Here is a 19,781-nt window from a genome sequence, read left to right on the forward strand (position 1 = left end):
CGGCGGCTAGAGGCTTTTGGCCGCCCATTGGTCGAGATGCGTGTCGCGCAGATCGCGGATCGAGGTGACCTTTTCCTGGTCAAGCAGAGACGACAAGCCGCGGACGATTGCGGATGGCAGGCCCGGCCCTTCATAGACCATGCAGGAATAGACCTGAACGAGATCGGCTCCGGCGCGGATCTTTTCGAGCGCTTGCGCCGCACTTCCCACACCGCCGACGCCGATGATCGGCAGATCCTTGCCGACCCGCTGGCGCATCTTGGCAAGCACGGTCGTGGAGCGTGAAAACAGCGGCGCGCCGGAAAGGCCGCCCGCTTCTTTCGCCTGGGTCTGGTTGCGCAGACCGTCACGCGCCAGTGTCGTGTTGGAGACGATCAGACCATCCAGAGCATGGGACGTCGCTTCTGCCGCGACGTCGTCCATTCCCTCTTCGGTCAGATCCGGCGCGATTTTCAGGAAGATCGGCACGGAACGGCCATGGCGGGTCGCCTCTTCGTCACGCACGGACAGGATTGCCTCGAGCAGTGCCTTCAGACTGTCGCGCGCCTGCAGGTCGCGCAGGCCGGGCGTGTTGGGCGACGAGATATTGGCTGTGAAATAGGTGGCAAGGCCGTAGAATTTGCGGATACCGGCGACGTAATCGGCGATACGGTCCTGCGCATCCTTGTTGGCACCGATATTGACGCCCACGATGCCGCTTGCGCCTCTACGGGCCGAAAGTCGCTGGAACGCCGCCTCGTGGCCCTCGTTGTTGAAGCCGAGCCGGTTGATGATGCCGCGATCCTCGACCAGCCGGAAAATGCGCGGCTTGTCGTTGCCGGCCTGCGGCTTCGGCGTGACGGTTCCGATTTCGGTGAAGCCGAAGCCGAGCTTCAGGACCGCATCCGGCACTTCGGCATTCTTGTCATAGCCGGCGGCAAGCCCGATCGGGTTTTCGAAGCGGATGCCGGCGATCGTCTGGGCGAGCCGCGGATCGGCCTTGAGGCTGCAGGCCGGCACGACACCGCTTTTCAGCGCCGCGACCGACAGGCCGTGAGCTTTTTCCGGATCGAAGACGAACAGACTGCGCGACGCCAGCGCCGAAAACGGCCGCATCACTGTTCCGATCATGGCATTTTCTCCGGAAAGGCATGCTGGCCGTCAACGCCGATCAAAAGCGGCATTTCCCACAGCACGGCTGAAAACGGCAGGAAGCCATATAGGTGGGGGAAAAGATCGCCGCCGCGCGAGGGTTCGAATTTCAGGGCATCGCCCAGAACCAGCGTGTTGACGGCGACCAGCATCAGGCCCGTCAGGCCGGCGAAATGCCGCTTGGCCGTTTCGCGCGCCTGGGACCCGGTGGAGAAATGGATGTAGCCGTCGCGCAGGTCGATTTCCGCACCTTCGAAGCGACCAGTCTCCTTGGCCTTGCGCCAAAGTGAATCGGGTACGATCTTGTAGACGATATCGGGCATCACGAACTCCCATAGTCCGGCTCTGATCTATGATCGGCACCGTTTGCCGCAAAGGGCGTTGATTGTCCATGGTGCAATGAGGAGGAAGGATCATGAAAAGGATCACTGCGACACGAGTCTTTGTAACCGTTGCGCTCTCGACGCAGGTGCTTTCGCTGCCGGCTCAAGCGCAAGACGACCGGCGGTTCCAGCTGGAGCGGACCGAACAGGGGATCGTTCGGCTGGATACGCAAACCGGCGCGATGTCGCTGTGCAACGACACCGACGGAGAACTGGTCTGCCGCATGGCACCGGACGAGCGGGCCGCCTATGAAAAGGAACTGGATCTGCTCGAAAAACGCGTAACCGCGCTGGAACAGCGTCTTGCCGATCGCCCCAAGACCTTTCCTGATGACGATGCTGTCGACCGGTCGCTCTCGATCATCGAGCGGTTCATGCGCGGCGTCATGTCGATGGTACGGGAATTTGGCGGCGAGCCGCAACCGGACGGGACCTGAGTCATGCTATTTTGCAGACTTGTGTCGCGCCACACTCGGCGCTACACATTAGGTATTACAGGGAAAGCACGACTATGCCTTTGGGAGGGGGCGTGGACATGCAGACACTCAACATCATCATCGCCGACGACCATCCGCTTTTCCGCGGTGCGCTGAAACAGGCGATACAAGGCGTTGCCGACGAAATTGTCATCATCGAAGCGGGCGACTTCGATGCGGCGAGAACAGCGGCGCAAGACAATCCCGAAACCGATCTCATGCTGCTCGACCTTGCCATGCCGGGCGTGAGCGGATTTGCGGGCCTGACGTCGCTCAGGTCGGCCTTTCCGGCGCTACCGGTGATCATCGTTTCAGCCACGGACGATCGCAGCACGATCAGGCGGGCGCTCGATCTGGGCGCTTCCGGCTTCATTTCCAAATCCTGCGGGCTGGACGATATCAGGGCCGGAATACAGGCCGTGCTGGAAGGCGATATCTGGGTGCCGAAAGGCGAGACATCGCAGAGCGAGGAAGACGCCGCAAGATCAGACATTCTCGACCGTCTGCGGACGCTGACGCCCCAGCAGCACCGGGTTCTGTCGATGCTTGGCGAAGGCCTGCTCAACAAGCAGATCGCCTACGAGCTGGGCGTCTCTGAGGCGACCATCAAGGCGCATGTCTCGGCTATTCTTTTGAAGCTGAACGTCGATAGTCGCACCCAGGCCGTCATCAAGCTCGGCCGGCTCAACATGGCCATGGTGGCGTAGGATAGCAGCAAAGGATTTTATTCCTTTTCTGCTTTACGAAATCCCCCTGCTGGGCTAAATTCTGCGACGAGCAAGCGGAGATCGCTCATCTCCGGGCGGCGGCCTTGAGGGCCGGTATCCTTGACGCTTGCATCCAACGGGACTGATCGGCAATGGCAGGCGGAAGGCGGCAACGGCTGTTTCGTCTTGTGCCGGGGGCAGGGACGACGATGCTGTCACATGAGACGATATGGATCGCGATCGACACGCTGGCTGAGCGTCATCAGCTGTCGCCGTCCGGGCTTGCCCGACGCGCAGGACTGGATCCGACCTCGTTCAACAAGTCGAAACGGCTTGGCCCCGACGGACGGCTGCGATGGCCCTCGACGGAATCGATTGCCAAAGTTCTGGAAGCGACCGGCGCAACGGTCGATCAGTTCATGAGCTATCTGCCGCATGCGATGGGCAGGTCGCAACTTCCCGACGGCAATTTTCCATCCCAGAACGGCACGATCCCGCTGCTCGGCTTTGCCCAGGCCGGCTCCGGCGGCTTTTTCGACGATGGCGGTTTTCCTGCCGGACAGGGCTGGGATGTGGTGGAATTTCCCGTCGATCCCGCCCGAAAAGCCGGTGTCTACGCGCTCGAGGTCCAGGGCGATTCCATGATGCCGCTCTATCGGGACGGCGACGTGCTGATTGTCGAGCCCGGTGCACAGGTTCGGCGCGGCGACCGCGTGGTGTTGAAAACCCGAGAGGGCGAGGTGATGGCGAAAGTTCTGGCGCGCCAGAGCGCGCGCCTGATCGAGCTTCTGTCGCTCAACCCCGAACACGCGAACCGTTCCTTCGACACGGCCGATGTGGAATGGATGGCGCGGATCATCTGGGCGAGCCAGTAAGCCGCGTTGCATTCAGCGTCTCTTGAGAAAAAATTCCTCTGTCTCAATAGAGGCCGTTCGGGAAATAGCGCAGGTAGAGTTCCTGCAGGCGGCCGTTGCGCGACAATTCGGCCAGCGCCTGATCAAAGGCGGCGGCAAGGGTCGGATCGTTTCTGCGGACCATGATGGTCAGGCCCTCGCCTAGAAATTTCTGCGACAGGTAGGGGCCGTCGAACAGGCTGCAGCAGGTCTCCGATGCCTCGCTTGCGACCCAGAAAGGCATGCGAAGGCCATCAGCAAAGACTGCATCCACTTGTCTCTCCTTCAGCGCTGCCAGCATTTCCTCGTAACTGTCGAACGGCTTTTGCGTGAGCTTCGGGAAGAACGCTCTTAGCATCGCCTCATGCGCCGTTCCCTTGACGACACCGACCGGACGATCGCTGAGGTCCGATACCGTGGTCGCAGCCGGTGTCGCCGCGTTGTTGCGGGCAAACCTTGCCGGGATACCGAGATAGGGCCTGGAAAAAAGAAAGCGCTGCCGCAGCGACGGAGTTGCAGCGACCGCTGCCATCACGGCCTCCCCGCCCCCGTCTTCCAGGGTCTTTTCGAGATCCGCGAAGGGCATGGCCTGAATCTGGCACTTTGCCTCGATCTTCAGGACCGTGCAAATCTCGCGGGCGAGATCGATGTTGAAGCCTGACAGCCGGCCAGATTGATCTGCGAAATTGAAAGGGGGGAAATCGACAGTCGTCAGGATGCGCACGCGCAGGATTGTCGACAGATCCTGGCGCTCCACGCGTTCTCGTGCGTCAAACATCAGCGGAAGCTGGGTCGCCGGGGTAGAAGGCGGAGCGGTGGAGGCCGCAAGTGCCTGCGTTGCGGACAGAAGTCCGTATATCACCACCACCAAGAGCTGCATAAACTTGAAAACACCACTGCTTTTTAGGGATGTAATCAGGTATCGCATCTTTATGATCCGTGTGGGGCAATAGGGGTTCGTCTGCGGACGGTGTAGCAGCAACATGCGCTCAGAGGAACATGCTTCGCAGCCGACCTATCACGACGAAACGGGGGCGCCGCCGACCGACGAGATCGAGTCCGGGCAATTGCTCGACTTTCGTCCCGGCATCCAGGTCGAGCTGACAGCGCTTGCGGCCCTCGGTTTCTCGAAACCGTTGATCGCCAAGCTGGCTGGCCTCTCCAGGCAAAACGGGACGACGGTCGAGGCCGAGCTTCTGGCAAGCGGCGACGTGAGGGAAGACGCCTATTACGGTGCCATCGCCCGTCTGCTGCGACTTCCCTTCGTCTCGTCGCTCGATCCCGCGCTTGTCGTTATCCTGCCCTCGACCGACGCCCAGCTGACACGCCCGACCATGGTGAGGATCGCCCATCGCAACAAGGCGCAGGAAATCGCCATCGTGCCGGAGGCGGCGCGACTTTCGCAGATTGCGGCAACGCTTGCGACCCTGCCGCTTGTGGGCCGCGATCTCGTCATCACCACGCCGAGCGCCATTCGCGAATCCGTCTGGAAAGCCGATGCAGCGCGCCGCATCCGCGAGACCACGAATACCCTGTTCGAGCAGAGACCCCTGCTGTCGGCCCGCGTTGTGCTCGCAGGCCACCAGGGCTTTTACGGTGGGTCGTTTCTGACGACCCTTGCCTGTCTCCTGCTGATTGCACCGATCGATACGCTGCTTGCGCTGCATATCGTCCTGTCACTCACCTATTTTTCGACGCTCTGTCTGCGACTTTCGGCGATGATCCGGCAAACTTTGGTGGCGCCTGAACGCGTGCCAATCGCTCCACCGTTCGGGCCGCTGCCGCGCTACACTGTTCTGGTCGCACTCTACCGCGAAGAGGACATGGCCGAGCAGTTGGTCGCAAGCCTCAAGCGGCTGGACTGGCCCGCATCTCTGCTCGACATCAAGTTCGTATGCGAAATCGACGACCGGCAGACGATCGAAGCCTTGAAGGCGCTTGAGCCTGGCCCCCAGTTCGAGATCGTCGAAGTACCGGCCTATGGTCCGCGGACGAAGCCAAAGGCTCTCACCTATGCGCTGAAAGGTGCGCGCGGCGAATTCACGGCAATCTACGACGCCGAGGACAGGCCGCACCCGCTACAACTCCGCGAGGCGTACCGGCGGTTTCGCGCGGCACCATCCGAACTCGCCTGCCTGCAGGCACCACTGATCATCACCAACGCCCGGGAAAGCTGGTTGAGCGCGTTGTTTTCGCTCGAATATGCAGCGCTGTTTCGCGGCCTTTTGCCGATGCTCGGGAGAATGAACATGCCGCTTCCACTCGGCGGCACGTCCAACCATTTCCGCACCAGCGCGCTGATCGCAGCCGGCGGATGGGATCCGTACAACGTGACGGAAGACGCCGATCTTGGCATGCGGCTCTACCGGCTCGGCTTTACCGCCGACGTGATGCGGCACCAGACTCTGGAGGACGCGCCCTTATCGATCAAGGTGTGGACGTCGCAGAGAAGCCGCTGGTTCAAGGGCTGGCTGCAAACCTGGCTGGTGCTGATGCGCGACCCGGCGCGGCTGATCGGCGAAATCGGCATCAAGCCTTTCTGCGTGATCCAATTGCTGGTGGGCGGCATGCTTTTGTCATCGCTGCTGCATCCGCTGATCCTCGTCTTTCTCGGCGTCGGCTTCTCAGCAATGCTGCGGGCGCCGATCGACACGCTGCCGGTCGAGGTCGTCGGCCTGTTCGCGATCGACTTCACCAACATTCTCGGCAGCTATCTCATCTTCCTCGGCCTCGGCATCGGATCGATGACCAACCACGAAAAGCGCCTCGTCGGCCGTCGCTGGGTTGCGGTGCCGCTCTACTGGATGATGACATCCTTCGCCGCCTGGAAGGCGCTGTGGGAACTCAGGACAAAGCCGTTCCACTGGAGCAAGACACCCCACATGCCGCGACGGAAGGAGAGCTGATCGGGAGGGGGATTGGAGCGGGTGAAGGGAATCAAAACAATCCATCTTCATATTGATTCCAAAGATTTTTCTAGGAATTAATGTATATCATACCGTTGTTAATACCGCATTTATATTTTAATTACTGGGAGGCTGCTGCCGGTAGAGGCCTGTGTAACCTGCTTTTTTTACACTCGAATTCACCGCAGCGTGGTCTAAATCTACTTCTCTTGAGAGGGTGAGGATTGGTGCATGAAGCGGGTGAGCAGGGCAAAGGGCGTCGTATCAGTAGACACCGCAGCGATCGAGGCTCTAGCCGAGCGCTTCTACGCTCAGCCTCTCGTGGCACGCCCTGATGGCGAAAAAATGTTCCCTGAGATGTGTTGTACGAAGTTCAATGCGGAAGCAGTTCTACGCTTGCTGCTTGATCCTGCACCCTCGTTCTACGGCCACAAGGAAGCTGCGTTTGCTGCACTTTTAAGCTGGACCATTGCACCTGAAGATGACGGAATACGTCTGGAGTTCATTGCACTTGCTGTCAAGCGTCTCTTGGCCAAGGCTGAGGATCAGGCGTTCGCCCTTGACTTGAGCTCTCCTCTGCATGCGGACCTCGCCGCGCGCTATCTTATCGCAGGCCCTCAGTTCATTGAACAGATTTATGCTGCGATAAGTGGCATGGCTCTTCTTGCGGAGCATGGCTCTCCAGCTATCACTGAAATCGTTTTTGAAGTTGATCGCGTGCCAATTGGGACGCTTAACAAGATGATGACCTACTCTCACTATTTGGCTGATGATCAGGCAAGGGGGCAGCCTAGCGTCAATCGCGCTATCGAGATGGTAGGGAGAATAGGGGAACACGGCATTTCGTCACGGTCGGCAATCTATGGGCAGTGGGCGAAAAGCAAAGACAACATCGCACTGCTCTATTCGGCAGCCTCGATTAAGATTGGCGGAAACACACTTCTAGACTCGCTTATTTCAGGCCAGATCAATCTTTCCAAGTATCAGAGGTATCTACAGACGTGGATTGCCCGCGCGCGGTACGTCTGCGAGCATATCCTTCGTCGGATGCCAGACGAACAACTCTACTTGAACAATGTCAAGCCTCTAATGCTGGTCGACCCACACGCTTTCCCACATAGGGATTTTAGTACCAAGGAACTTCAAGCACTGGCTAGTTAAACCTCTGTAATCATTTCACATTCTTGTGTCCAAGAAAGATTGGAGATCTCCAAACACTGCTGCAGAATATAGCTCGGTCCGGCATTGTGCCACCTTGATCTCGTTCTCAACACACAAGGAGTGAACGAGATGTCAGAGCAAAAAAGCCACCCCAGTCCAATCTCAACTTTCGCTTCGGGGGGCTTTCTCCGGCTCGATCGAATCATTGCACCTCACGGCCCTCTGCCGATCAGCAAGTCTTCTTGGTGGAGCAAGGTCCGATCGGGCGAGTTCCCGCAGCCTGTAAAGCTGGGCCCAAGAACGACTGCGTGGCGAGCCCAGGATATCATCGCATTAATCCAGCACTTCGAAGCAGCGGCCACTCAAAAGAACGCCGTGTAAAGTAGTAGCAGGCGTCAGCCAGCGCCGGAGCTTCCTTCGGCCGCTCTATTGAAATCACCCTTCTTCCAGTTCTGCCGCAAGAGGACCCCTCCTCCGGTAGCGAACCTGTGCCTTAAGGAGACACACGTGCGAATTCTATCACCTACGATAAGTCAGCATATGGAGACCGAAACCGTCGCTATGAAACGGGCAGTTCTTCGGCGCCTGCCCAAATCCGAATTCAGCGTCTTGGCCACTGTATACAAACAGCCGCGCCGGGCGGAGGCGCTAGCTGAGAGAGCTTACAGCCTGCATACCGACTGGGATTCTCTTGACGATGGCCGTCGCAGTGCTGCCTGCCTTTTCGAATGGGGACGGCTTCAAATCTTTACTGCAGTGGAGGTTCTGCCTCGCCTGGAGGCGTCATTCGTCGAATTCTTCCACGTCACACTCGCCGACAAGCGTTGGCGCGTCCCGCCTAAAGCGGCTTCTGTGGATGCTTTCCACCGGCCTCGTCGCAAAGTAAGAGCTGCGATCCAGTATCTTCGCGATAACGATCTCGAGCCGATCTACGTTGTCGCCTATGAGATCTCTGGCGACCGCAACCTCACAGGCGATTACTCCTTTGAACCCCATGCCCACATCCTAATCGGGGGCGTGCGCAAAGCAGTCCTGAAAGCAGCTTTTCGGGTACGCTTGCCGCGCAGCATGCGCGGTCGCGACAAGCCGGTCAAAATCAAGCCGGTCCCACCATCGCAACTCGGGAACGTCCTCGGCTACCTGACGAAGGTGAAGCCTCAAGATCGGGTAGAATTCCGTCGAAGTGACGGGCGGTTGGATCGCAAATCCAACCGAATGCCGCCGCAAGCGGAGGCTCAGTGGCTTCGTTGCTTAGCTTTGGTCCCCATGACCCAGCTCGTCCAGTTCGGCGGCTTCGCCGATTCTCTTTCAACACGATTTTCGCATCGCGAAATGGCAACCTTGATCGGAGCACTCTGATGAAAAACGGCAAGAAGACATCTGTGGGCACCACAAAGGGCAGCGTTGCGAAGGGGGATAGTGCAACTGCAGCTAAGCCACTTCCCCTGCCCCCGCACATGCGTGGCAAGCTTGTCGAGAAACAGGGCCTAGGCCCTGTTTCTGCCAAGTCACGTGACGCAGGGCAAGCAGGGGCAACCACTGTGACACCTGCTGCAAAAACGGGCCTAGGCCCGCAAATCGCGAAGAAGTCACCTCCAAGCGTGCGCGATGTGCCGAGCCGTGCATCGGTATCGGATCTGAAGGTCAAGCTTCTGAATGGCGATGATGGCGCGATCTACTATCAATTTGTTGCCGATGGCCAGCACGTAATCCTGCCGGCGCCCGAGGTGATAGGCTCGCTGCCGAGGGTGTATGCGGAACTGACAAAGATCCGAGTATTGGCAAGTTCTGCGTCGGACAAGCAGGAGATCAAGGAGAAAATCGATACCCCTGACACAGATACAACGGTTGTTGCGACGAGGTATGGCTATGAAGATGCTCCTCGACCGGCGTATTTCGTATACGGCGACGGCTCGGTGCTACGGGCAAGTACGCAAACCCAGATTGTTCCCCGAGTAGTTAGTCGCTCTTCGTCTGGAAGAGCGGGAATTCTGAAGTCTTATGAGGCGGGCCTATCGGCAGTTCTTCGCGATCAAGCCGTACCCCTGACCGTGTTCTTCTTCGGACTGTCGCAGATCATTAAGCCCTTCGCCCGAGCTGCGGGTTTCAACGCTGAAAACATAGTGTTGGAGCTCGTGGGGGAGAGCACTAAGTTCAAGTCTGCGCTTACCTGTGGCTTGGCTGCCTCTGCTTGGGGCAGTGCCGATCCTCGCGACGGATACTCGCTGACATGGAACATCACCAAGCAGAAGATCGAAGAGCTGTTCACGAACTACGATCACCAGTTGTTGATCCTTGATGAGGTGACGCTTGCAGGTGAAAATCCCAAGGAACGAGGCGAAGCTGTGGGCAAGGTCGTTCACAGGCTGTCTTCAGGCGTTGGGCGCGGCGTAACGGGCAAGACCGCTACCGGGCATTCGCTAAACATGCTGTCTACATCAAATGAGCCGTTACGGTCGATCTTGCCAGCATCACAAGATGTTCATGCGGCGCTCGGGGTAAGGCTTATCTCGTTCGAAGTGCCATCTCGTGAGACTTTCTATTTTGACAGGATTCCAGAAGGATTCGCATCAGTGGGCGAGGCCATGGACGCAGCATTTGGGGTCGTTCAGCAGCACCACGGGTTGTTGGCTAGACACCTCATCCAGCGAGTTCTGGTGCAGGTGAATGATCGCTATGAGCACTTCCTTGGTCATATATCGAAAGCCGTGCGGAAGTTCATGAAGCGCATAGGTCTCGGCAATGCAGACATGGCAACCTTGCCCTATCGGCGGGCGCAGCCTTTTGCCCTTACCTATGCCACGGCGGTCATAGCCTTCAAAACTGGCACTTTGAAAAAGAAGCTATGGGGTGGCATCTTAAAGACTATTTTGCGGGCGTGGAACGAGCACGCCAGCGCCGGGGCTGGAGATGACGGCGACGCTCGGTTCAACTCTTACATGAACGACTCCTCGAATCTGTTCGTTGACGGGAGAGGCAAAGAGAAGCCGGTGATCAGAAACACGGTCTTTGCAGGAATGGCCGGCATCTTCTATTTGTCCAAGGACAAGGAACTCTTGCTCGCGGTGCCAACTGCAGCTGCGAGCAAGCTTGGCTATCCCAAGGCTGTCCTGAAGCAGCTGAAGAAGGACGGGATTCTTAAGGCTGGCACTAAAACACTTCAACGCAAGCTCTTTTTGCGCCGGGTTGGTAAGGCCGAATCGCGCGATACGTTCTACGTTTTTAAGATAGCAGGCATCTCCTCGCAGGTACGCTTTTGGGAGGGCGAGTAAGCGCAGGCGTGGCAAGACCTTGATTTTAAAGGTTATTCCTGTATACTATTCGAAGGCGACGCCCCAAAACCCCCACCAGTGCGGGCGCTAACCTAACGGCTGTCAACCCAATGAAGAGCGCCCTTGTGGCGCTCTTTTTAGTTCAGGAGCTACCAATGCCGACCCCTTCAAGTCACGACTACACTCCGCAGCGCAAGGTCAGCCTGCCACCGCTTTCGATCCTCGGCGCAACGCCCACGGCTCAACCGGCCCTACCCACCACCGCACCGCATGCCGTGATGCCTGCTGTGATTATGCTTGGCTTAGATGATCAGGGACGTCCCCATGCCTCATGGTTCGAGGAGGAGCAGACCGACGCCGCAGCGGTGGCCGCCGACCTCATGGGCATGGCGCTGATCGATGTCAGCGTAGGGGAGGAGGTTGCCGCCGTCGCGTCGCGTCTGCCCAAGGGCAAGCTGTTCGACAGCGGCAAGGCGTTCGTGCCGTTCGTCAAGCGCTCGACTTATGATCAGCTTGCGGCACACCTAGACGAAGAGTACGCAGCTAGCGCTGCCGCCCGCGTTGAAGCTGCTAAGGCTGCTGCGGCGGAGAACTATGCCAAGGCCAGCAAGGGCGAGGCTCCCCCTCGTCAGCCTGAAGACTGGTCGAAGCTCATGGTTGGTGACCTTGTTCTGGCCGCCGACGATCCCGCTGACGGCTGGTTTGACGCTGAGGTGCTTGAGCTCCTGGCGGACGACCGCCTGCGCCTGCGCTGGCGCGATTACCAGGACCTGACCGACTTCACCCGTCGAATTGTCGAGATCGCGCTGCTGCACCCGAAGTTCCCGGCGCGGTGAGCCCGACATGCTGACGATGAGTATCTTACCGATGACCAGCACCTACGGGAGAGTAACATCTATGGCTCCGACGCCTGGTGAACGGCAACGCTGTATTCAGCATCTGAACGATCGACTCAGAACGCACCTCACCGGTGGTAGGGTGGTGATGACGGTGGGGGTACAAGCACTTGGTGACGATCAGCGTGATGTGCTCATTTGCGCCGTCCAGGGCTTCAGCGACTTCACCTCAGCTAACGACCCTTACGGCGAGCATGACTTCGGGCGGGTGGTGGTCAACGGGCAGGGCTACTTCTTCAAGATCGACGCCTACGGCCTAGACTACCGCTACCAGTCACCTGATCCGGCTGACGAGGCCGTCACGGCTCGCGTGATGACGATCATGCGGGAGGATGAGTATTGATTTCCCCCGCTGCCAGCCAAGATACAACTACAGCCGCGCTAACACCGCGGCTTCTTTTTTACGAGCTTTTCGGCTTTCTCCCCGCCCGCATGGGCGAGGGGCGTGGCTCGTCAGTGCCTGCTTCTCGAAAGAACGCACCAACCTCAACCCCAAGCGCCGTCGACAACGCCTCCACTACGGAGATTGTGACGTTCTCCTTGCCCCGCTCAATGCGTCCGACATATGATCGGTCAATCGCAGCGTCGAGCGCAAGCTTCTCCTGCGACAGGCCGCGTTCAACACGCAGCTTGCGGAGATTCCAGCCGAGAAGTTCGCGTGCATCCATAGTCGCGCAACAGGCCACACCAGCCCATCGACAATCGACGGACTCACAGTCCCATATTACACTACGACTGTTACATTGCCCGAACTAGCTGTCGGCGACCGGCCACCACCTCAACTCACAAGGACATCTTTCATGACCGCCTACCTCGATGCGATGCGCAGATATGCTGCCTTTTCTGGTCGCTCCACCCGTTCGCAGTTTTGGCTGTACCACCTCACGCTTCTCGCCTTGGCCTTGACGGGGTTCATCATTGACATCGCGATTGCTGGCCCGGCTGGCCCCGAGCCAAGGGTGTCTGCAGTGCTTGTTATTGCCCACTACATCCCGTCGCTAGCGATCATCATCCGGCGCCTGCATGACAGCAACAGGAGCGGCTGGCTGGTGCTGTTGTGCCTGATCCCCCTCATCGGCACAATCGCCTTCATCGCCTTCGGCTGCACGGCTTCAACACTCGGGACAAATCGCTTTGGTCCCGCTACCGACAAAGGCTCCCCATCGGCCACACGAGCTCGGGACGGCGGATCGGTTGATGGACCGGCGCCATCAGCCGTCGAGCGCTTGGAAAAGGCTGCAGCCCTTCATGCAGGGGGTGCAATCACTGACACCGAGTTTGCCAAGGTGAAAGCCGCCATAATTGAAGATCGAGCATGACATCGTCGTTCATCACCCACAACACTAGCGCCGCAGGTCACGAGATGAAGATACAAATCAGAAGTACAGGGGCATTGGCCGTAGCGTTCTGTGCAGGGGCATTGATATTCTCTTCAAGGAGCAACGCCCGAGGCGACACCGCGCCAACTGCATTAGGGCGGCAGGGCGCGCAGTCTCTTCGATCATTTAATACCAGCAAGGCTAGCGACAGAGCAGCACCTGCAATCTTAGCGGGCGACTTTGTTGAGGCACCGGCATCAGCCATCGGAAATCTTGAAAAAGGCGTATTTGACGGTGGGCGGGTATGGGATGTTGTTCGTTTCGATCTAAACTTGTCTGACGAACCTCCAGTTAAAGCGTGCGCCCGCAGACATGTCGACGAGGCAGGTCGCGAAACATACTGGTTTTTCGGCAAGACTGCCGATGCACGCAGTGTGCAGGGGATTATTCTTCGCAAACAGTCTTGGGATTTCAGTACAACCAAGGAGGAGGTAACAGACGTTTCGATAAGCCTATTGGGCAAAATCCCGATGCGGGTTTCTGGTTCGGACGCGTTGGCCTATTGGTTCGCATTCGGGGTCAAATCGAACGAACTCGTCAACCGCACCTTCGGCGGAGTAGATGCTCCGTTGGATTTCATGCAGAAGACCATTGCCGAGTTTCAGGGGTATTCGCCCTATTGGTTTGCGACAGGCATCCGGTTCAAGTTTGCAGGAAACGAGCCGGAATGGGTTGTGTCGGCAGAGCCGAAAGGGTTTCATGCGCGATTGATGGTGCAAGGCTTTGATCAGTGCGTCGCAAGTCTGTCGGCGTTGATTAGCTCCGATACACAAAAGCACGAAGGCCCCACTTCTCCATTCAAATAGATGACTGACGTTTCAACGGTGCATTTTCACTTACAGGGACCTTCAATCGCACAACCTATGACATGAAGAGTCGTTAAGTCCGGCATCTACCAGCGCGTTTCAAGCTCCCCTAAATTGTTGATCGGCCGATGCGCTTTGCGCTTGTACGTAAACCGGCCTCCTCATGTCGTTTCGGAACCCTCCCGCTCCAGAAGTCCCGCGATGTACTGCTCCATCGCCTCCAACCACACTTCCTCGTGGGCAGGCAGCAGATCGGTGAGACGCGGTGTCTTGTCATTCGCCGTTCGTAGAGCACACTCCCTCCCCACCTTCATCCGGCCGATCTTGCCACCAATCGCCGTTGCGAGGGTTTGGGTGTAAACCTCCGCTTCGGGAAGTCTCTCCCACCAAGACGATGGTCCTGTATCGAGGAAACCGTCTTTTCGAACCGTGGCCAGGTTAAGGGGTCTTCCGCCAGCCCCCTCGTGCTTCAGGTTCAGTCCCGCTTGCCTATCAACATAGATGCCGATGCGGTCCGCTTTCTCCAGGAAGCGACGCAGGAGGTCTGGAGCTGTCGGGTCCCTCTGAGCCAGAAGGTCATAGAACTCGTCCTCGCCAATGCTGACGGCACGACGCGGGGAGCCCATTGCTTGTGCAGGAGATGCGCGAGCCTGTTCGATCCGAATAGAGTCATTGTCCAGCCGCACGACGCCGCGCTCGATCAGCACTGTCTTTGCTAAAACCGAGGGAACGACGATACGAACGGTGGCGTCCGGCGCTTCGAACACGCCCAGTTCAACAAGGGCGAATGTGAAGCGCTGGCCAGCATGGCTCTGTAACAGTTCCGCCAGTGGCGCGATATCATCACGGATACCGTCGCCTACCACAGCGATCACGGCGCGACCGCGAGCCAGGTTACGCGATACGGCTTCTACAAACTCTGCTTCGCCGACCGAGGGGTCGTGCTCCTGCACAAGTTCGTAGATGGAAGCGTGAGGTTTTTGTTCGGCCTGTCGCGCCTTCAATGCATTCACTTCAAATGTCTCGTAGTCCATCCGAAAGATCGCCCCGGCATATTCCATAGCTTGGGCAATTACCTCGCGTCGTGCTTGCGGGTTGCGCCAGAGCTTCGCCTCAATCAGCACGAGACCACCAGTGTTGGTGACAAAGACATTGTCCAATGCTCCGCTGCGTCCGGCGCCGAACATAAGCGGGAATTCACGACACAACGGGATCAAGTCTCCAAACCCGGTTTCGATCTGCTCAATAGGGAAAATCGACGGCTCGCGGTGAAGTAGTGATTGTAGCCAGCTCTCATCGTATCCGCTCGCTGCCGTAGAACCGAGGTCGACGCGACGCAGCGGCTGAGCTTCGCCGCTTTCATTAAGCCAGATAGGGCGCCCATCCCGTCGTCTAATTTCTGTCATTGGACCTCCTGTAGCACCGTGGACGACCCCCCGGTATGGCAGCATCAGACACTCTCAACCGATCAACACGTCAGCCCTCTCTAAAACTTGGAGCTCTCGCATCTCCTGCTCTATTGGACACACCTAATAGATGATGGCCTTGTTCAGTCAGAGCCTTTGACTTGCCGAATAACAACCCTCGTTTCATCAAGCCACCGCCTCAGTGGGAGCTCGAACTTCGTGGATGCTGTAACGTCAATCAGACTCAAAAAGACATGATGGGGCGCGAAGAGGTAGCTTTGATTTTTTCCCTTATGCATTCGGTGGCCAACCTCGTCCGCGAAACCTTCAATGACGAGGCTGATCCCGATAAGGATCTCTCCAACGACTTCACGATTTTTTGTCGAAGGAGATCGTCTTCGCGTGCTGTGCCAGAGTTTGGAAATGGCTTCTTCAGTATTACTTTCAATTCCCTGCAACTTTTGCTCCGAAGCAGAAGGAACTGGTATGCTTCCAATCTTTCCAGCGAGATAATCGGCAGCGACGGCCCGGATTAGCGCCTGGCAGTCACTTCCCTCATAAGGTGCTTCTCGCGGCGATGGAAACAGTGTTGAGCTCGCCATCTCAAGGGAGGCAGAAAAAAGCTGATCCACGCTCGGCGGCACGAGGGGAGATAAGGACGCTTCAAGTAATTCCGCTCCATGAATATTATAAAGTTCCGCCCGCATGTCGCCGAATGCAAAAATGTAAGCCTTAGCAACTGCAACGCTCTCTTGCGCAAGTTGCTTCAGCCTCGATTTCTGCGCTGTCCGGATAGTATCGAGTGCCGACCAAAGGACGCCATGCGACTTATTTCTAAGCCTTGCCCGCCTTGAATACCCGTCAACTAGACTGTCACGTTGCTTGGAACCCAACACGTAAATACAGAAGAGCATGTCTGGCGTTGGGGAGCCTTGAAGATGCCGATTGAACACTTCCTCGGCAGCTCGCTTTGCCAAGTGGATGCGGCTGCCCGCGTTTGAAAACACGGTCCACACAACTGAAATTGCGGCAAGCTCCTCTCGCGCCCCAAGATAAACTGCTCGCTTTATTAAGCGGCTGACAATGTCCAGATAAACTCCCTCGGGGATTATAAGGTAATCTAATGCGGAACCGATGAACTCTAGCAGAGCTAATTCTTGCGAAGCAGGAAAGGCAGTCTCTGCAGATAGGGCCGAACTGATAACTTCCGCTGCTTGACGAGCCTTGCCTCCGTCTCGGAAGATCGCCATGTGGAGGGCTAGATGGGAAATAACGACCCACTCATTCTTCAAGACATGAGGAAGAAGTTCATTTTTCAGAAGATCTGAAACACTGTGGCTTTCTGAGATCAGATGCCTAGCAAAAAAGTATTCTAGAAATGTTCGATGTGTAAATTTAAAAACTCCGCTTCCAACCTCACTCATAACCCATGCTCGCCCGGTCAAAAACTCTACGAGCGATTTAGCAGATCTATTCGCACTAGCTTTATCAATATACCAATTCTCGAAGTGCTTCCGAAGTTCTTTTGTTAGCCACTCCCGTGTTACGCCTTCTTCATTTGAAGCGTCCCCGAAGGTTCGGTGCGCGACGTATCCGAACACGTCGAGCAATTCCATGTCGTCCCTTGGTACGTTTTGAACAATGATGTCACGTTTTCCATCCCATTTCTCGAACATCAACGTCGCACATTCTTTATAAACTTCTGGACGATTGCTGGGCACGTCTCCTCTGTAAACGAATATCTGCACCATCAAGCCAAGCATGAGGGGGTTTTGACGAAGGTCGCCTCCGATGCGCGTGCTTTGTCGCAAGAAGTCAAGGGCCTTAGCATCCGCTTCTTTTTTGGGACTTCCGCTAACCGCTCTAATGGATTTCGCTGCATACTTCGAAATCTCGTCCGGTGAAAATCGTGCAAGACCATATGCTGCGAAATCCTCAGACAGCGGGGCATCGCGATAACCGACTAGTCGAGACGTAACGAGGATTGAACAAGCGGCGTAAATCTCAGAGAACTGCTCTATAAGCGATACAATATTGCGCCGCTTGCCTAACTCTAGGACTTCATCCAAGCCGTCGAATATAAGAATGGCTTCACCAGTAGAGAGTGCATTCTGTAAGAAGCGCCTAGCGAAGTCGTGATCGTTATCGAGAGGCAACGTCGCCTCATCGATTAGATAATCAAAAAACGTGTATGAAGGGTCAGCAGTGTTTTTGGCTTCAAAGCTCCTTAGTATTACACGCAGCGGAAGCTTCAAGTCGCTAGGGTCAAAGTCACGTCGCCCTGGGTTCGAAGCCTCGAGAGCAATGAGGTGCGACAAATCATTACATAGCATTTGAGTAAGGGTAGACTTGCCACCTCCTGGGTCGCCCAGTATCACGGCGCGGCCGAACTGTCGGCGGAAATTGAGATACGTGATTGTCGTTCCATTCTCGGCAATTTTGGCCGAGGCTATTTCGCCCTCACTTAGTGGCGTCAGCCTCGAAGGGATTGCTAGAGATTTAAGCCTGAGCCGTTTCGCTCCCTGTAGCGACTCCACTGCCGTGTATCGATTCGCGGCTTCAATAGCTCGCGAGAGCTTGATTCGCCCATCTTGCACTTCTTCTAAAGTTATCCTCCCGGCAGTATTTTGCTGATTGAGTGAACGGGTTAGATTTTCAACCTGCAAGATAATCTGCCGGTGCTGGGCTCGGATTATGTCGAGCAAAGGCCGGTCAGAAACATTATTTATTCGCTCTCCGCACGCGACTACTAGGGCGCTGAAAAATTGAGCGGCTGTGAAAGGCATTTCGTCGAACCGTGCATAGAATTCCTCGAACGGAGGCAGAAGTTGCTCGTTGGGAGAACCGCACAAAACTGAATTTGCGATGGCTTGAGGTATGGCTGTTCGTCGGAGCTCCTGAATAAATGTAGCGACGTTCTTATCGAGTGCACCGTGAGAGTTGGCAATAATTCGCGTGAGATCCGCTAGGGCGTCGTCGAGTTTTTTTTCCTGTGGTCCCTCAGGAAGTGCCCCCTCATTAATTGCTCGATTTATTCGGTCGCGTCGCTTAATTTCAGTAGTCAACATACTGAGCGGCCTTCTGACCGCCTCGAAGACCAGACTGGAGGCAACTCCTGTGACAATCTCACTAACTACCACAACCAAACTCCCTTTTAGATAAGCAAGGATAGGTCGCCGGGTATCGATTCTACAACTCTTAATCTGAGGGGTGCGAGTTTGAGGCTTCGCTACTTGCTACTCGACGGGATCGGGCTCTCAACCCGGATAGGCAATTAGCTGTCAACCACCAAATTGCTTTCTACGCCCGCCCACCGGTGGACGAAGGAGGCTTCACCAGTGGTAGCGCGGCTGCTGCGCACAGCAAAGTCAGTACGATTATTGAGGTACACCTTATGCGAAGCGTTAGGTCGCGCATCAGGTCGCACTTCGATAATCCGTATTGACAACATAAATCGAAGCTATATTGTCGAAGCTACCCAAAGCGAAGCAAGGCCCCCCTGATGTATATACGCGCCTATTTGCGCGCCTCCACTAAGGAGCAAGACGCAGGTCGAGCTAGGGCGGACCTAAGTCGGTTCGTTGATGAGCGCGGCTTGCGGATTGCTGCATCTTACACGGAAAACGAAAGTGGTGCGTCTCTGCAACGCCCTGAGCTCTTTCGTCTGCTCGATGATTGCCACCCCGGCGACGTACTGCTGGTCGAGCAGGTTGATCGTCTCAGCCGACTTAATGCAACCGACTGGGAAAAGCTCAAGGCTGCGATAAGCGCAAAGCGCGTTCGTGTGGTTGCCCTAGATCTTCCGACATCCCATCAGTTGATCCAGACAAGCGGAGATGAATTTGCCACCCGCATGCTAGACGCCATCAACGGCATGATGCTCGACATGCTGGCCGCCATTGCTCGCAAGGACTACGAGGACCGGCGCAGACGACAGACACAAGGGATTGAGAAAGCCAAAGCTGCGGGAACTTACCGGGGCCGCCCTGAGAACAAAGAAAGGAACGCTGCCCTCGTAAGCATGCTTAAGAAAGGCCAGACGTGGACTAGTATCGTAGCCGCTACCGGTGCCTCAACATCGACGCTCTCAAGGCTGGCAAAGAAGATTAAAGAGGCAAAGGGCTGAATATGAACTGTCGGCATGACCACCACTAGTGGTTCCGCTAAATGGCGGCTGTCGGCCGATACCGTTGAAAACGTTGGCGTTGTCGGCGCTCTAACGACATGATTCATGACAAGATGTCAGGCAGCCCCGTTGCAGCTCTTTTACGACCCCTGCCTTGATGATTTTGTCCCTGCCGACCAACTGCTGTGCGTGATCGACCAACATCTCGAACTCGACAGCGTGCGGGCACAGTTAAAGCC

19 protein-coding genes are annotated in these 19,781 nt (G+C 56.7%); 13 read left to right on the forward strand and 6 right to left on the reverse strand.

The annotated features are described in order from the left end of the window. Window positions 1–6: 6 nt before the first annotated feature. Together ASG19_RS04305 and ASG19_RS04310 are read right to left on the reverse strand one after the other, a co-directional pair. A complete protein-coding gene (locus tag ASG19_RS04305) occupies window positions 7–1,110 on the reverse strand; it encodes a quinone-dependent dihydroorotate dehydrogenase (RefSeq protein ID WP_062453900.1) in 1,104 nt (367 codons plus the stop codon). After that, entirely contained in the window at window positions 1,107–1,454 is a 348-nt protein-coding gene (locus tag ASG19_RS04310; protein WP_062453901.1) for a DUF952 domain-containing protein, read from the reverse strand. Before ASG19_RS04310 ends, ASG19_RS04305 begins: the two co-directional genes overlap by 4 nt. A gap of 92 nt (window positions 1,455–1,546) precedes the next feature. Between ASG19_RS04310 and ASG19_RS04315 the strand changes: the two genes are divergently transcribed. The 3 genes from ASG19_RS04315 (at window position 1,547) to ASG19_RS04325 (ending at window position 3,572) form a co-directional block, all read left to right on the forward strand. Continuing rightward, the gene (locus ASG19_RS04315) at window positions 1,547–1,951 is read left to right on the forward strand and encodes a hypothetical protein (protein ID WP_062453902.1); all 405 of its coding nucleotides are present in this window, start codon (window positions 1,547–1,549) and stop codon (window positions 1,949–1,951) included. A 98-nt stretch (window positions 1,952–2,049) separates the two neighbouring features. After that, the gene (locus ASG19_RS04320) at window positions 2,050–2,697 is read left to right on the forward strand and encodes a response regulator transcription factor (protein ID WP_062453903.1); all 648 of its coding nucleotides are present in this window, start codon (window positions 2,050–2,052) and stop codon (window positions 2,695–2,697) included. A gap of 209 nt (window positions 2,698–2,906) precedes the next feature. Continuing rightward, a complete protein-coding gene (locus ASG19_RS04325) occupies window positions 2,907–3,572 on the forward strand; it encodes a helix-turn-helix transcriptional regulator (protein ID WP_062453904.1) in 666 nt (221 codons plus the stop codon). Window positions 3,573–3,615: 43 nt separating this feature from the next. On the opposite strand, the gene ASG19_RS04330 is transcribed toward ASG19_RS04325, so the two are convergent. Continuing rightward, the gene (locus ASG19_RS04330; RefSeq protein ID WP_244476111.1) at window positions 3,616–4,368 is read right to left on the reverse strand and encodes a transporter substrate-binding domain-containing protein; all 753 of its coding nucleotides are present in this window, start codon (window positions 4,366–4,368) and stop codon (window positions 3,616–3,618) included. A 205-nt stretch (window positions 4,369–4,573) separates the two neighbouring features. On the opposite strand from ASG19_RS04330, the gene ASG19_RS04335 reads away from it, so the two are divergent. The 7 genes from ASG19_RS04335 to ASG19_RS04360 all read left to right on the forward strand — a co-directional run bounded on the left by ASG19_RS04335 (window position 4,574) and on the right by ASG19_RS04360 (window position 12,168). After that, complete coding sequence (locus ASG19_RS04335; RefSeq protein ID WP_082476184.1) at window positions 4,574–6,496, forward strand: glycosyltransferase family 2 protein; 1,923 nt, start codon at window positions 4,574–4,576, stop codon at window positions 6,494–6,496. A gap of 231 nt (window positions 6,497–6,727) precedes the next feature. Next, complete coding sequence (locus ASG19_RS04340) at window positions 6,728–7,657, forward strand: hypothetical protein (RefSeq protein WP_062453906.1); 930 nt, start codon at window positions 6,728–6,730, stop codon at window positions 7,655–7,657. Window positions 7,658–7,786: 129 nt separating this feature from the next. Beyond that, a complete protein-coding gene (locus tag ASG19_RS23390; protein WP_082476185.1) occupies window positions 7,787–8,038 on the forward strand; it encodes an AlpA family phage regulatory protein in 252 nt (83 codons plus the stop codon). 159 nt (window positions 8,039–8,197) lie between these two features. Next, the gene (locus tag ASG19_RS04345) at window positions 8,198–9,016 is read left to right on the forward strand and encodes a hypothetical protein (protein ID WP_062453907.1); all 819 of its coding nucleotides are present in this window, start codon (window positions 8,198–8,200) and stop codon (window positions 9,014–9,016) included. Next, window positions 9,016–10,929, forward strand: a complete 1,914-nt coding sequence (locus tag ASG19_RS04350) for a DUF927 domain-containing protein (protein WP_062453908.1) — start codon at window positions 9,016–9,018, stop codon at window positions 10,927–10,929. The genes ASG19_RS04345 and ASG19_RS04350 overlap by 1 nt, the downstream gene beginning before the upstream one ends. 155 nt (window positions 10,930–11,084) lie before the next feature. Continuing rightward, window positions 11,085–11,765 carry a hypothetical protein gene (locus tag ASG19_RS04355; protein ID WP_062453909.1) on the forward strand — a complete coding sequence of 227 codons (681 nt, stop codon included), beginning with the start codon at window positions 11,085–11,087 and terminating at the stop codon, window positions 11,763–11,765. A gap of 154 nt (window positions 11,766–11,919) precedes the next feature. Then, window positions 11,920–12,168, forward strand: coding sequence for a DUF3768 domain-containing protein (locus ASG19_RS04360; protein WP_244476077.1), 249 nt, complete (start codon window positions 11,920–11,922; stop codon window positions 12,166–12,168). A 58-nt stretch (window positions 12,169–12,226) separates the two neighbouring features. On the opposite strand, the gene ASG19_RS04365 is transcribed toward ASG19_RS04360, so the two are convergent. Further along, entirely contained in the window at window positions 12,227–12,493 is a 267-nt protein-coding gene (locus ASG19_RS04365; RefSeq protein ID WP_062453910.1) for a helix-turn-helix transcriptional regulator, read from the reverse strand. A 132-nt stretch (window positions 12,494–12,625) separates the two neighbouring features. On the opposite strand from ASG19_RS04365, the gene ASG19_RS04370 reads away from it, so the two are divergent. After that, on the forward strand, window positions 12,626–13,144 hold the full coding sequence (locus ASG19_RS04370) for a DUF805 domain-containing protein (RefSeq protein ID WP_062453911.1): 519 nt from the start codon (window positions 12,626–12,628) through the stop codon (window positions 13,142–13,144). Continuing rightward, window positions 13,141–14,010: a hypothetical protein gene (locus ASG19_RS04375; RefSeq protein ID WP_062453912.1), complete on the forward strand. Its 870-nt coding sequence runs from the start codon at window positions 13,141–13,143 to the stop codon at window positions 14,008–14,010. The genes ASG19_RS04370 and ASG19_RS04375 overlap by 4 nt, the downstream gene beginning before the upstream one ends. A 161-nt stretch (window positions 14,011–14,171) precedes the next feature. Here ASG19_RS04375 and ASG19_RS04380 read toward each other — a convergent pair whose 3' ends face one another. After that, the gene (locus ASG19_RS04380; RefSeq protein ID WP_062453913.1) at window positions 14,172–15,416 is read right to left on the reverse strand and encodes a hypothetical protein; all 1,245 of its coding nucleotides are present in this window, start codon (window positions 15,414–15,416) and stop codon (window positions 14,172–14,174) included. 143 nt (window positions 15,417–15,559) lie between these two features. Beyond that, window positions 15,560–18,484, reverse strand: coding sequence for a hypothetical protein (locus ASG19_RS04385; RefSeq protein WP_062453914.1), 2,925 nt, complete (start codon window positions 18,482–18,484; stop codon window positions 15,560–15,562). Window positions 18,485–18,918: 434 nt separating this feature from the next. Between ASG19_RS04385 and ASG19_RS04390 the strand changes: the two genes are divergently transcribed. After that, window positions 18,919–19,542 (forward strand): recombinase family protein, encoded by a 624-nt coding sequence (locus ASG19_RS04390; RefSeq protein WP_062453915.1) that lies wholly within the window; start codon window positions 18,919–18,921, stop codon window positions 19,540–19,542. Window positions 19,543–19,781: the final 239 nt, after the last annotated feature.

It is taken from the genome of Rhizobium sp. Leaf306, assembly GCF_001423425.1.
GTDB classification, from domain to species: Bacteria; Pseudomonadota; Alphaproteobacteria; order Rhizobiales; family Rhizobiaceae; genus Neorhizobium; species Neorhizobium soli.

Bases quoted from the DNA above. Each gene is read 5' to 3' on its own strand.
- ASG19_RS04305 (WP_062453900.1), bottom strand. From the start codon at position 1,110: ATGATCGGAACAGTGATGCGGCCGTTTTCGGCGCTGGCGTCGCGCAGT.
- ASG19_RS04310 (WP_062453901.1), bottom strand. From the start codon at position 1,454: ATGCCCGATATCGTCTACAAGATCGTACCCGATTCACTTTGGCGCAAG.
- ASG19_RS04315 (WP_062453902.1), top strand. From the start codon at position 1,547: ATGAAAAGGATCACTGCGACACGAGTCTTTGTAACCGTTGCGCTCTCG.
- ASG19_RS04320 (WP_062453903.1), top strand. From the start codon at position 2,050: ATGCAGACACTCAACATCATCATCGCCGACGACCATCCGCTTTTCCGC.
- ASG19_RS04325 (WP_062453904.1), top strand. From the start codon at position 2,907: ATGCTGTCACATGAGACGATATGGATCGCGATCGACACGCTGGCTGAG.
- ASG19_RS04330 (WP_244476111.1), bottom strand. From the start codon at position 4,368: ATGTTTGACGCACGAGAACGCGTGGAGCGCCAGGATCTGTCGACAATC.
- ASG19_RS04335 (WP_082476184.1), top strand. From the start codon at position 4,574: ATGCGCTCAGAGGAACATGCTTCGCAGCCGACCTATCACGACGAAACG.
- ASG19_RS04340 (WP_062453906.1), top strand. From the start codon at position 6,728: ATGAAGCGGGTGAGCAGGGCAAAGGGCGTCGTATCAGTAGACACCGCA.
- ASG19_RS23390 (WP_082476185.1), top strand. From the start codon at position 7,787: ATGTCAGAGCAAAAAAGCCACCCCAGTCCAATCTCAACTTTCGCTTCG.
- ASG19_RS04345 (WP_062453907.1), top strand. From the start codon at position 8,198: ATGGAGACCGAAACCGTCGCTATGAAACGGGCAGTTCTTCGGCGCCTG.
- ASG19_RS04350 (WP_062453908.1), top strand. From the start codon at position 9,016: ATGAAAAACGGCAAGAAGACATCTGTGGGCACCACAAAGGGCAGCGTT.
- ASG19_RS04355 (WP_062453909.1), top strand. From the start codon at position 11,085: ATGCCGACCCCTTCAAGTCACGACTACACTCCGCAGCGCAAGGTCAGC.
- ASG19_RS04365 (WP_062453910.1), bottom strand. From the start codon at position 12,493: ATGGATGCACGCGAACTTCTCGGCTGGAATCTCCGCAAGCTGCGTGTT.
- ASG19_RS04370 (WP_062453911.1), top strand. From the start codon at position 12,626: ATGACCGCCTACCTCGATGCGATGCGCAGATATGCTGCCTTTTCTGGT.
- ASG19_RS04375 (WP_062453912.1), top strand. From the start codon at position 13,141: ATGACATCGTCGTTCATCACCCACAACACTAGCGCCGCAGGTCACGAG.
- ASG19_RS04380 (WP_062453913.1), bottom strand. From the start codon at position 15,416: ATGACAGAAATTAGACGACGGGATGGGCGCCCTATCTGGCTTAATGAA.
- ASG19_RS04385 (WP_062453914.1), bottom strand. From the start codon at position 18,484: ATGTTGACTACTGAAATTAAGCGACGCGACCGAATAAATCGAGCAATT.
- ASG19_RS04390 (WP_062453915.1), top strand. From the start codon at position 18,919: ATGTATATACGCGCCTATTTGCGCGCCTCCACTAAGGAGCAAGACGCA.